The organism is Mycoplana rhizolycopersici (genome assembly GCF_013378445.1).
Taxonomy (GTDB): Bacteria; Pseudomonadota; Alphaproteobacteria; order Rhizobiales; family Rhizobiaceae; genus Mycoplana; species Mycoplana rhizolycopersici.
This window is the reverse complement of record NZ_JABXYK010000002.1, coordinates 328,458-340,281: the sequence shown is the minus strand read 5'-3', so window position 1 is coordinate 340,281 and position 11,824 is coordinate 328,458. Positions and strand designations below refer to the sequence as shown.

Sequence of the window (11,824 nt, the reverse complement as noted above, 5' to 3'; positions counted from 1 at the left end):
CCCCAAATCAGGAATATGATGGTTCCGAGGCTATCGAGGCGGCCGAGGCGTCCAATTTATCACAAAACAGAGCGTGAACATCCGTGGGACTTCCGTGGGACTTTCTGCTCCTTACCCCGCTTTTTCCCGCCGTTTGTTCTTTTTTTCGTTTGAGCAAGCATTTTTGCCCTTGCATCCAAATGCCCGAGATTATAGGGCTTTCCTCGGTTCGGAGCGTAGCGCAGCCCGGTAGCGCACTTGACTGGGGGTCAAGGGGTCGTGGGTTCGAATCCCGCCGCTCCGACCATTTTTCTCAAATATTTCAGAGTATTGAGTTCAACCGGGAACGCTTCGCAAGAAGCGCTTCGGTTCTGTCCTCATGTTTGCCGTCTATGCGTTCGGTACCCATTGGCTGTCGGCCATGGTGGCGAGGGACCGATGCGTGGGCTTTGCAAACCGTTGAACAGCCGGCCAGTGGCGTCAGCCGCCATCGAGCCAGCGTTCGGCGTCAGCCGCCGTGGGCGAGAGCGTGGGCCATCCGCGTCTCGGCGGCGTGGTGGGCCACGAGGCTGGCTGCAAGTGTATCGCCGACGTGTTCGTGACGACGGCGGGAGCGTCGTTCGCCTGCGACCGGCATACCGGCCTCCAGGCAGGCGAAGATGAAGGCCTCGCGGGCCATGTCGGCGGGCAGGCCGCCATCCAGCGCCACGCGGCACAGGTTCGCAGCACGGGCGTAGAGAGCGCCGGTTCGGCTCGGCCATTCATGTTCAAGGAAGTCGAGCGCGTCGTGGACGCAGACGAATCCACGCTCCAGACCGCATTGCAGATGGACGTGGACGGGAGTGGCCCAGCGGGGTGCAGAGTTGTGCATAGGATGTATCCTCCCGATCATTGAAATGCCCTTCCCCTGCGACCGTCTGTAGCAATGATTCGTGTCAGCGACGCGACGATGAGAGGGTGCGGCAGGCTAACGGCCGGCACGGGCATTTGTTCCGGATAAAAACCGGCAACGATCCTGCCGTCTTCCGGACGAAAAAATGGTCTCGCCTGCACCCCTCTCGCGGGCGCCTTTCCTTGATGGACAGATCAGGCCGGAGGACGGATCTTGACGAGATCCACCGAGGACGGACGCCCGAATTCGACAAGCCGGGGATTGAGCGGAAACGCGCCGGGTCGAGGCATTCGTAAAGCCGCAATCGGACGGGCGCTCAGCAATGTATGCCCGCGTCCGGCGGCGCAGTCGTGATTCGGTGAAGCTCCTGACCCGCACAACGAGGCAGACGTCGCGGAGACGGCAAGTCTACAGAGCAACGCGCATCAGGGAGAAGGCACGGCGGAGGATGGACTATGTGGCCCGTCGCGCCGAACCCGGCCTTGTAAGGCCCCGAGCGAACCGATTGCGGTCCCTTTCGTGGAGCAGCACAGGCAGCGTTTCAGCGCACCGGTGTCAGCGGACCTGATCGAGCAGGCGCTTGCATTCCAGGAGGTCGTAGAGCGCTTCCTGCAGGAGCGCCCGGTCCTCCTTGGATACGCTGCTCTTTCCGATCGAGATTTCGGGCGTATCTTCGCCTCCGCCGCCGACGAAGGAAAAGAACCGGCGGCTGGCCGGCGCCTTGGCGCGCCCGACGATCTGGTCGTCGTCCGCCGTCTTCGGCGCAGCGGGTTCTTCCTGGCTGGCCGCGGCCAGCGCCTCGACGGTCGCCAGGTCGCCGCTCGCAATCGCCGCAACGAACTTGTTTCCGTTGTTTTTCAGCAGCTTCTGGACGCCCTTGATCGTATAGCCGTGATCATAGAGCAAATGACGGATGCCCTTGAGCAGTTCGACGTCATCAGGTCGGTAGTAGCGGCGACCGCCGCCCCGCTTCATCGGCTTGATCTGCGAAAAACGGGTCTCCCAGAAGCGAAGCACATGCTGCGGCAGGTCGAGATCGTCTGCGACTTCGCTGATGGTCCGGAACGCGTCGGGGCTCTTCTCCATCATAAACCTCACCGAAGGACATTTGCGACTCAAAGCCGGGAAGCCGGCGAGTCTTTGCATTTCAGCGGGTTGTCACACTTTTTTCAAGCACAGAATCGGCCTCGTCCAAAGCCTGTGCACCAATCAGGACGCGGACGACTGGACCTTCTGCTTGGTTTTGCGGGCGGTGTGCGCCTTCAAAACCCTCTGCTTGAGGACGTTGGACGCCTTGAAGGTCATGACGCGCCGGGGCGAGATCGGCACTTCCTCGCCCGTTTTCGGATTACGCCCGATGCGCTCGTTCTTGTCGCGGACCTGGAAGGTCGCGAAGGAGGAAAGCTTCACGCTTTCGCCACGGACGATGGCATTGCAGATTTCATCGATGACGGTTTCTACGAGTTCTGCGGATTCAGTCCTGGAGAGACCGACCTTCCGAAAGACGGATTCGGCCAAATCTGCGCGTGTCACGGTTTTGCCGCTCATCTTCTCCCACCGTTTTCTTATTGAAAGCGCTCAGTTATCGGGTCAGAGTATTTCCCTTGCCCCTGTCGGTCAAGCGCCGTTGAAGTAGGGTATGCGGGTGCGACGACTACCAGCGAAGCAGCACCGCCCCCCAGGTAAAGCCGCCGCCCATCGCCTCCAGCAGGACGAGATCGCCCTCCTTGATGCGCCCGTCGCCCGCAGCCGACGCGAGTGCGAGCGGGATGGATGCAGCCGAAGTGTTGCCGTGCAGGTCCACCGTGACCACGACCTTCTCCAGGGGGATGCCGAGCTTCTTGGCGGAACCGTCGATGATGCGACGATTGGCCTGGTGCGGCACCATCCAATCGAGATCGTCGATCGTGAGGCCGGTCGCGTCGAACGCAGCAACGATGACGTCGGTTATCATGCCGACCGCGTGCTTGAAGACCTCACGGCCTTCCATGCGCAGATGCCCCACCGTGCCGGTGGACGACGGACCGCCATCGACATAGAGCTTTTCGAGATGAGCGCCGTCGGAACGAAGCTGGGCCGTCAGGACGCCGCGGTCTGACACGTCTCCGGTTCCCTCCTGCGCTTCCAGCACGATCGCACCCGCACCGTCGCCGAAGAGGACGCAGGTCGTGCGATCGGTCCAGTCCAGGATGCGCGAGAAGGTTTCGGCGCCGATGACCAGCACGCGGCGCGCGAGGCCGCCGCGGATATAGGCATCGGCCGTGGTCACGGCATAGACAAAGCCGGAACAGACCGCCTGCACGTCGAAGGCAAAACCGTGATGCATGCCGAGCCGGTTCTGGATGTTGACGGCGGTGGCGGGAAAGGTGTTGTCCGGGGTCGAGGTGGCAACGATGATCAGATCGATATCCGCGGGCGTCAGGCCGGCGCGCTCGAGCGCCTCGCGCGCCGCCGCCTCTCCCAGCGAGGCCGTCGTCTCGCCCTCGCCGGCAATGTAGCGCTGGCGGATGCCGGTCCGCTGCACGATCCATTCATCGGACGTGTCGACCATGCTCTCAAGCTCACGATTGGTGAGCACCCGCTTCGGAAGTGCCGTCCCGAAACCGCGAACCACTGAACGGATCATCTTAATTCCTATATCCCGTCACTCATGCTGCTGGCCGCGCCTTGGACGGGTCGGTTGGCATGATATCTCTTCAGATCGTTTTCAATCTTTTCCTTCAGCCCGTTGCGGGCCATGTCGTAGCCAACGTCCACCGCCGCCGCAAAACCCTCGGCGTCCGTGCCGCCGTGGCTCTTGATGACGATGCCGTTAAGGCCGAGGAAGACGCCGCCGTTGACCTTGCGGGGGTCCATCTTCTCGCGCAACCGGTCGAATGCGCTCTTGGCCAGAATGTAGCCGAGCTTGGCAAGCCACGTCCGCGACATCGCTGCACGCAGATACTCCGCCATCTGGCGGGCGGTACCCTCCGCAGCCTTCAGGGCAATGTTGCCCGCAAAGCCTTCGGTCACGACCACGTCGACGGTGCCCCGGCCGATATCGTCGCCTTCGACGAAGCCATAGTAGTCGATCGTGTCAAAATTGGCTTCGCGAATGAGTTGGCCCGCCGCCTTGACGTCTTCCTGGCCCTTGATCTCCTCGACGCCGACGTTCAGCAGGCCGAGCGTCGGGCGCTCGATCTCGAACAGGGCGCGCGCCATCGCGCCGCCCATCAGCGCAAAGTCGAACAACTGATTGGCGTCGGCGCCGATTGTCGCACCGATGTCGAGCACGATGCTCTCGCCTTTCAGAGTCGGCCAGATTCCGGCGATCGCCGGCCGTTCGATGTCGGCCATCATCCGCAGGCAGAATTTCGACATGGCCATCAGCGCGCCGGTGTTTCCGGCCGATACCGCCACATCCGCCTCGCCCTTTGCCACTGCGTCGAGCGCCATCCACATGGAAGACTTGCCGCGGCCGCGGCGCAGCGCCTGGCTGGGCTTCTCGTCCATGCCGATCGCGATCTCGCAATCGGTGAACGTGCTCGCCTCCTTCAGTTTGGGGTAGCTGTCGAGCAGCGGCAAGCATTGGGATGCAACGCCAAATAGGCAGAAGCGAATGTCGGGGTGACGTTCGAGCGCCTTGGCTATGCCAGGGATGACGACCTTCGGGCCGTAATCGCCACCCATGACATCAACGGAAATTCTGACCACGCGAGTCCAGTCCTTATTCTCCAGCCCCCGGGGCGGATTTTCGGTCAAAATACCGCTTTTCGTCCGGGTGACAACTGAATTGTAGAGGGCTCAAATGCCCATTCAGTTCTTTTTCCAGTCCTTCAATGCGGCAAAAGGCGACGGTTTTGCGTCATCCGCCTCCGTACTCTCGACATGGGCCGAGAAAGCCACACCTTCTTTGCGCGGATAGGGGTCGATCGCCATCGCCGCATACTCCGCGGCCACGGCGCCGGCATCGATCGTGTCGCCCTGAAAGGTTTCGGGGCTGTCCGGTCCGTCGGGATCGAGCAGCATCTCGCCGCCTTCCAGAATCGGGCCACGGGCGAGCTTCGAGCCCTCCGGCACGAAGATGGCGTCGATCGGTTCGTCGATCTTTGACCCCATCGGTTCCAGCGTCACGACACAGGTCTGGACGATGTCCGCGCTCACCCGTCCCTTCAGGCGCACCCCGTCCTTTTTCCAGCGCTTGACTTCGAACTCCGCGGAAAACGCGTTGACGCCGACGATGCCCCACTGCCGCGCCAGCCCCTCGCACTCCGCGGCGCTGGCGACAATCGTCACCGTCACCGGATTGGACGAGATATGCCCCACCTTCACGAGATAGGAGAATGGCATGTCTTCATGATGTTTCATTGTCGTTTCCTTGCGGATGCAGCCGGCTCAGGCGGCAGCTCCTGCCGGAGGTAGCTGCGCATCCCCGGTTTCGATGACGAACTCGTCCAGCGCGGCAAGGTGAGCCTCGGCAGCAGAAAGGTAATGCGCCAAGCCCTGCATGTCCGGGGCGGATTCGATATCATCGGGATAGATATTCCGTTTCAGCGCCTGCGCAAGTGCTTCTTCGTCAGAAGCATCGAGCGCCGTTGCGTAGGATTCGAGGCGGCCATAGAAACGCCCTGCCAGTTTCTTCATCCGCTTCGGTACGCCCACGTCGCTGATGCCGAGTTCGCGTATGGAATGGTCGACGTCCTGAAAGAAGGCGTCGACGATCTGCTGTGCGATCTCCTGCCCGGACCTCCCCGAAACACGCGTACGGCGGAAGTACAGGATCAGAACGGCGGAAAGCATTTCCAGCCGTCCCATGACCGTATCGGGCACGCCGAGGCTTTCGTAGAGATGAGGTTGGCGCGCAGCCGCGGTCAGATGGGCGTATTGACGCTCAACGATGCGCTGGTTCGCATTTTTTTTCCTGAACAGGCCGAAAATCATCATAACGCCTAGTTTTGGCTGATTGAAAGGGCATGGGCTGGCCCTGCCGTGTTGCATGACAGCCGAAGCTGGTTTACCGAAGCATCCACGAATTGCAATGGCTTGTGGGCCATCTTAGCCTCAAGGGGATTGTCGTTGAAGAGACGGTATTTTGGGACTGATATGAATTTGCTGCGCAGCACTGCCATTGCCATTACGCTTTCCTCCGCCGTGCTCGCCGGTTGCCAGACGGGCGAAGTCTTGAACCAGGGCTATGTGGTCGACCAGCAGACGCTTGCGCTGGCTCCCGTCGGCTCGTCCCGCGAACAGGTATTGCTGTCGCTCGGGACGCCTTCGACGACGGCGACCTTCGATACCGAGGTCTTCTACTACATTTCGCAGAAGCGCTCCCGTCCGGTGGCCTTCATGAAGCCGAAGCTGATCGAGCAGAGCATCCTGGCCGTCTACTTCAACAAGGAAGGCAATGTCGACCGGCTGGCGAACTATACGATGAAGGACGGCGTGCCGTTCGACATGATCTCGCGCACGACGCCGACCGGCGGCGTCGAACAGACCTTCCTCGGCCAGTTGCTGAAGGGCGGTGCCGACCCGAACGCGGCGATCCGCAACGCGCTGAGCCAGCCTCAGTAGAGCCAGCCAGATCCAGAAACGAAAAAAACCGCGGGGCAAAACCCCGCGGTTTCATATTCAGCACATTGGAATTTCAGGCGAGAACAGCCAGCAGCAGCAGGGCCACGATATTGGTGATCTTGATCGCCGGGTTCACAGCCGGGCCGGCCGTGTCCTTATAGGGGTCGCCCACGGTGTCGCCCGTGACGGAGGCCTTGTGCGCCTCCGAACCCTTCAGATGCCGGTGGCCGTCCTTGTCGACGAATCCGTCCTCGAAGCTCTTCTTCGCATTGTCCCAGGCACCGCCGCCCGACGTCATGGAGATCGCGACGAAGAGGCCGTTGACGATGACGCCCAAAAGCGAGGCGCCGAGCGCTGCGAAGGCGGAAGCCTTGGAGCCTGAGATCAGCAGTACGCCGAAGTAGACGACGATCGGAGCCAACACCGGCAACAGCGAGGGCACGATCATCTCACGGATCGCAGCCTTCGTCAGAAGATCGACGGCCCGCCCGTAGTCCGGCTTCTCCTTGCCCAACATGATGCCGGGCTTTTCCTTGAACTGCCTCCGCACTTCCTCGACGATGGCGCCTGCCGCGCGCCCTACGGCGGTCATCGCGATGCCGCCGAAGAGATACGGTATCATGCCGCCGAAGATCAGGCCCGCCACCACATAGGGGTTCGACAGATCGAACGAGATCTCGCCTATGCCAGCGAAATACGGATATCTGTCCGGGTTGGCGGCGAAGTAGGCGAGGTCGTTGGAATAGGCAGCGAACAGCACCAGCGCGCCAAGGCCGGCAGAGCCGATGGCATACCCCTTGGTCACGGCCTTCGTTGTGTTGCCGACCGCATCGAGCGCGTCGGTGGACTTGCGAACCTCCGGCGGCAGATGCGACATTTCGGCGATCCCGCCGGCGTTGTCGGTCACCGGGCCGAACGCGTCGAGCGCCACGATCATGCCGGCAAGGCCAAGCATCGCGGTTACGGCGATCGCCGTACCGAAGAGACCCGCCAGCTGATAGGTGGAGATGATGCCGCCGACGATGACGAGGGCCGGCAGCGCCGTCGATTCCAGCGACACGGCGAGGCCCTGGATGACGTTGGTGCCGTGTCCCGTGACCGATGCCTGGGCGATCGAATTGACCGGACGCTTGTTGGTGCCGGTATAGTATTCGGTGATCACGACGATCAGGGCGGTCACGACGAGGCCGACCAGGCCGCAGAGGAAGAGACCGGTTCCGGTGACGTCGACGCCGCCGACCGTGCCGATCGACCCCCAGCCCACCGTCAGCCACGTCGCAATACCGAGGCCGAAGATGGACAGTACGCCGGTTGCGATCAGGCCCTTGTAGAGGGCACCCATGATCGAGTTGTTGGTGCCGAGCTTGACGAAGAAGGTGCCGACGATCGAGGTGATGACGCAGGCGGCGCAGATCGCCAGCGGATAGACCATGGCGGTTGCAAGCAGCGGCGTGCCGGCAAAGAAGATGGCCGCCAGCACCATCGTGGCGACGACCGTCACCGCGTAGGTTTCGAAAAGGTCGGCCGCCATGCCGGCGCAATCGCCGACGTTGTCGCCCACGTTGTCGGCGATGGTCGCCGGGTTGCGCGGATCGTCCTCTGGAATGCCTGCCTCGACCTTGCCGACGAGGTCGCCGCCAACGTCCGCACCCTTGGTGAAGATGCCGCCGCCCAGACGGGCGAAGATGGAGATGAGCGAGGCGCCGAAGCCGAGCGCGACCAGCGAATCGATCACTTCGCGCGAGGCGGGCTCATGGCCGAATACGGCCGTCAGGACCCAGAAGTAGATGGAGACGCCGAGCAGCGCCAGGCCGGCCACCAGCATGCCGGTGATCGCGCCGGACTTGAAGGCGATTTCGAGCCCGGAAGCCAGGCTGACCGAGGCGGCCTGGGCGGTGCGCACGTTGGCGCGAACGGAGACGTGCATGCCGATGAAGCCGGCCGCGCCGGATAGAACGGCGCCGATCAGGAAGCCGATGGCGGCGGACGACGACAGAAGAAGGCAGGCGGCGATGAAAACGACGACGCCGACAATTGCGATGGTCTTGTACTGACGGGTCAGGTAGGCCTGAGCCCCCTCACGGATATAGCCTGCAATTTCCTGCATGCGGGCGTTCCCCTGATCGGCGGCAAGCACCGACCGCGTTGCCCAGATGGCATAGACCACCGAGAGCAACCCGCATGCGATAACGCCCAATAATATGGCCATTTCGCTATTTCCTCCTGTGAAGCCGCATTTCCCAGCACGCGGCCATAAAAAACGCCAGCGGCCCGCTTGCCTCCTCACAATACGGGCGGTTGACGACAGGGGCAGAGTGCAAGTGCGAATCGGCCGCGTCAAGACGCCGCGGGCTGATCACAATGGCGCGAAGGGCTTATTTTCTTTGCAGGACGGCTCAGCGCGCCTGCGCCCGGCCGCGGTAGAGCAGCATCAGAACGAGGAACAGCGAGATGCCGGTGACTGGCCAGAAGACGAGGTTGATCGTCTGCCAGCCGTAGGCATTGAAGACTTTGCCGGAGAAGAACGAGGCGAACGCCACCGTTCCGAAGAGCACGATATCGTGGAAACCCTGCACCTTGTCGGCCTCGTGCGGGCGATAGCTGGAGGCGACGATCGCGGTGGAGCCGATGAAGCCGAAATTCCAGCCAATGCCGAGCAGGATCAGCGCGCCCCAGAAATTCCAGAGCTCGATGCCGGCATGGGCGATTGCCGCGCAGGCCATCAGTATCAGCAGGCCGGCCGCGACCACCTTCTCCGTCCCGAAGCGCTGGATGAGCATGCCGGTGAAGAAGCTGGGAGCAAACATCGCCAGCACATGCCACTGGATGCCGAGCGTGGCGAGTTCGGGCGAGAAGCCGCAACCGATGACCATGGCAAGGGGTGCGCCCGTCATCATGAAGGTCATCAGCGCATAGCTTGCGATACCGCAGACCATTCCGGTCAAAAAACGCTGACTGAGAACGATTTCGCTCAGCGGACGGGCGGGCGCAGAGGCTGCGAACTTGGCGGCCGAGACGTCCGGAAGGCGCAGAAGCAGGAACAGCACGATGGTCGACAGAAACAGCGGCCCGATCGCGACGAAAGCGCCGGCGAACAGCACCGGTTCGAACAGGTCCTTGGTCAGGATGACCAGTTGCGGGCCGAGGATGGCGGAAATGACCCCGCCGGCAAGGATCCAGGATATCGCCCGAGGCTTGTAGAAGGAGGGCGAGGCGTCGGCTGCGGCAAAGCGGATCTTCTGGGCGAAGCCGGCGGAGATCCCTACCAGCAGGAAGCCCGCCGCCATCAGCCAGAATTCGGAGCGGAACAGCGCGATCGCGGCCAGGAGGCCGCCGCAGGCGCCGAGCACGGCGCCGGAAATGAAGCCATAGGTGCGGCCGAGTGCGCGCGCGAGGATCGCGACCAGCACCGCGCCGAGCGCCACGCCGATGTTGAACCCCGTCAGCGGCGCAGTTGCCAGCGACTTGTCTTCGCCCAGAAGCTCATATCCGGCCAGACCGCCGACGGAGAAGACTATGGGGCCGGCCGATGCCAGGATCGCCTGCGCGGCTGCCAGCAGGAAAACGTTCCGGCGAGCCGCTGAAAGCTCGCGCTCCAGACCTTCCACCACCGCCGTCATGTCCTTGCCCCCTACACGCTTTCGATCAGGCCCGAACCTGCTTTGCGATGCGGTCCAGCACGGCGTTCACCAGTTTCGGCTCCTCGTCCTCGAAGAAAGCCTTGGCGATCTCGACGTATTCGGTGACGATCACCGCGACCGGCACGTCGCGGCGCTCGATCAGTTCAAAAGCACCCGCACGCAGGATCGCGCGCACGGTGGCATCGAGCCGCGAGAGCGCCCAGTCGTCCTGGAGTGCCGCGCCGATCAGCGGGTCGAGCTTGCGCTGGTCGCGCACGACGCCGGCGACGATCGAACGGAACCAGGAGGCATCCGCCTTGAGATAGGTGTCGCCATCGACTTCCTGCCCGAGACGATGCGCCTCGAATTCCGAGACGATCTCCAGAACGCCGGTGCCGCCGATTTCCATCTGGTAAAGCGCCTGAACGGCGGCGAGGCGCGCTGCACCCCGCTGGTTCGCCTGCTTCACCGGCTGGTCCGATTTGTCCTTGGTCACGATACGCCGCCCAGTTTCTTCTTCAGTTCAATCATGCGCAATGCCGCGCGTGCGGCAAAGCCGCCCTTGTCGCCGTCGGAGCGGCGGGCACGCGCCCAGGCCTGCTCGTCGTTTTCCACCGTGAGGATACCGTTGCCGATCGGCAGGCTTTCGCTCACGCTCAGATCCATGATCGCACGGCAGGATTCGTTGGCAACGATGTCGAAGTGGTAGGTCTCGCCCCGGATCACCATGCCGAGCGCCACGAAGCCGTGGTACTCGGTGCCGCCATAGTCCATGCCGTCGAGCGCCATGGAGATCGCAGCGGGGATTTCGAGCGCGCCGGGCACGGTCACGATGTCGTAGGTCGCCCCTGCCGCTTCGAGGGCGGCTTTGGCGCCGTCCAGCAGCGCGTCCGACATGTCATCGTAGAAGCGCGCCTCGACGATGAGGAGATGTGGGGTTTCAGCATTTGCCATGGGTCACCCGAACGTTGGAAGAAAGGCACGCGGATCGTCGCGGCGAGCGGCGGTCAAACCACGACCGGGCGTCATTGGCAAGGAAATTCGCACTTTTTCATGCGCCGGCGCGCACAGGCCCGTCTTGTGCCGTATCGCCAGCTTATGTTCGCCATTCGATAACGTCGATCTTCGCCATGCGACATTTGCAGCCCTCCAACCGGAGACACCCGACCATGACAGAAGCCCGCAAGCCCGTCGTCAACCCGGCAAGGCTCAAACTCGACCACTGGACAAAAGGAAGCTTCTTCGAATCGCGCGACGTCGCCTTCGGCCCGCTGCTCGGATTGAAGGATCTCGGCATCGGCTACGGAGAAGTGCCGCCTGGGAAATCGGGCTGCCCCTTCCACAACCATCATGTCGAGGAGGAAATGTTCGTCATCCTCGAGGGCACCGGCACCTACCGATTTGGCGATCAGCGCCACGAAGTCGGTCCCGGCGACGTGCTGGGCGCGCCAGCAGGCGGACCGGAAACGGCCCATAACCTGATCAACACCGGCCAGACAGTTCTGAAATACCTCTCCATATCCACGATGGCTGCCACCGAGATCTGCGAATACCCCGATTCCGCCAAATTCTTGGCCAAGACCCGGCCTGCCGCTGGCGGCCCGGTGGAGTTCCGGTATGTCGGCCGGGCGCAGGGCGCGGTGGACTATTGGGAGGGAGAGCCGGGGGCGGAGGAGGACTGACCTTCCCGCGACTGCATCGGCGCAATTTACGCGTGTCTAACGGGGAGCAGCCGCCTGCGCGGCTGCTCCGGTTTCAAGGGACCTGCAAGGGCAAGCCCCGG

General features: G+C 62.6%; 13 protein-coding genes and 1 tRNA gene. 3 read left to right on the top strand and 11 right to left on the bottom strand.

Annotation, left to right across the window (positions count from 1 at the left end; translation table 11 throughout):
* Positions 1–209: 209 nt before the first annotated feature.
* Positions 210–286 (top strand) — tRNA-Pro (locus HV823_RS04110).
* 201 nt (positions 287–487) lie between these two features.
* Here HV823_RS04110 and HV823_RS04105 read toward each other — a convergent pair.
* The 7 genes from HV823_RS04105 to HV823_RS04075 form a co-directional block, all read right to left on the bottom strand.
* The gene (locus HV823_RS04105) at positions 488–850 is read right to left on the bottom strand and encodes a DUF982 domain-containing protein (protein WP_176948457.1); all 363 of its coding nucleotides are present in this window, start codon (positions 848–850) and stop codon (positions 488–490) included.
* A 576-nt stretch (positions 851–1,426) separates the two neighbouring features.
* Entirely contained in the window at positions 1,427–1,957 is a 531-nt protein-coding gene (locus tag HV823_RS04100) for a MerR family transcriptional regulator (protein ID WP_176948683.1), read from the bottom strand.
* 123 nt (positions 1,958–2,080) lie between these two features.
* Positions 2,081–2,419: an integration host factor subunit alpha gene (locus tag HV823_RS04095; RefSeq protein WP_097138974.1), complete on the bottom strand. Its 339-nt coding sequence runs from the start codon at positions 2,417–2,419 to the stop codon at positions 2,081–2,083.
* 106 nt (positions 2,420–2,525) lie between these two features.
* The gene (locus HV823_RS04090; protein ID WP_176948456.1) at positions 2,526–3,497 is read right to left on the bottom strand and encodes a beta-ketoacyl-ACP synthase III; all 972 of its coding nucleotides are present in this window, start codon (positions 3,495–3,497) and stop codon (positions 2,526–2,528) included.
* 8 nt (positions 3,498–3,505) lie between these two features.
* Positions 3,506–4,564, bottom strand: a complete 1,059-nt coding sequence (gene plsX / locus HV823_RS04085) for a phosphate acyltransferase PlsX (protein WP_176948455.1) — start codon at positions 4,562–4,564, stop codon at positions 3,506–3,508.
* Positions 4,565–4,666: 102 nt separating this feature from the next.
* Complete coding sequence (locus tag HV823_RS04080; protein WP_176948454.1) at positions 4,667–5,218, bottom strand: YceD family protein; 552 nt, start codon at positions 5,216–5,218, stop codon at positions 4,667–4,669.
* Between the two features lie 27 nt (positions 5,219–5,245).
* Positions 5,246–5,848 carry a ubiquinol-cytochrome C chaperone family protein gene (locus tag HV823_RS04075; protein ID WP_176948453.1) on the bottom strand — a complete coding sequence of 201 codons (603 nt, stop codon included), beginning with the start codon at positions 5,846–5,848 and terminating at the stop codon, positions 5,246–5,248.
* A 78-nt stretch (positions 5,849–5,926) separates the two neighbouring features.
* On the opposite strand from HV823_RS04075, the gene HV823_RS04070 reads away from it, so the two are divergent.
* Positions 5,927–6,421: an outer membrane protein assembly factor BamE gene (locus HV823_RS04070; protein ID WP_425487633.1), complete on the top strand. Its 495-nt coding sequence runs from the start codon at positions 5,927–5,929 to the stop codon at positions 6,419–6,421.
* Positions 6,422–6,494: 73 nt separating this feature from the next.
* On the opposite strand, the gene HV823_RS04065 is transcribed toward HV823_RS04070, so the two are convergent.
* The 4 genes from HV823_RS04065 to ribH all read right to left on the bottom strand — a co-directional run bounded on the left by HV823_RS04065 (position 6,495) and on the right by ribH (position 10,995).
* Positions 6,495–8,630, bottom strand: a complete 2,136-nt coding sequence (locus HV823_RS04065) for a sodium-translocating pyrophosphatase (RefSeq protein WP_176948451.1) — start codon at positions 8,628–8,630, stop codon at positions 6,495–6,497.
* Between the two features lie 187 nt (positions 8,631–8,817).
* The gene (locus HV823_RS04060) at positions 8,818–10,041 is read right to left on the bottom strand and encodes an MFS transporter (protein WP_176948450.1); all 1,224 of its coding nucleotides are present in this window, start codon (positions 10,039–10,041) and stop codon (positions 8,818–8,820) included.
* Positions 10,042–10,066: 25 nt separating this feature from the next.
* Positions 10,067–10,537: a transcription antitermination factor NusB gene (nusB, locus tag HV823_RS04055; RefSeq protein ID WP_097138988.1), complete on the bottom strand. Its 471-nt coding sequence runs from the start codon at positions 10,535–10,537 to the stop codon at positions 10,067–10,069.
* On the bottom strand, positions 10,534–10,995 hold the full coding sequence (gene ribH / locus HV823_RS04050; protein ID WP_176948449.1) for a 6,7-dimethyl-8-ribityllumazine synthase: 462 nt from the start codon (positions 10,993–10,995) through the stop codon (positions 10,534–10,536). Before ribH ends, nusB begins: the two co-directional genes overlap by 4 nt.
* Before the next feature lie 215 nt (positions 10,996–11,210).
* Here ribH and HV823_RS04045 point away from each other — a divergent pair, with 215 nt between their 5' ends.
* A complete protein-coding gene (locus tag HV823_RS04045) occupies positions 11,211–11,723 on the top strand; it encodes a cupin domain-containing protein (RefSeq protein WP_176948448.1) in 513 nt (170 codons plus the stop codon).
* Positions 11,724–11,824: the final 101 nt, after the last annotated feature.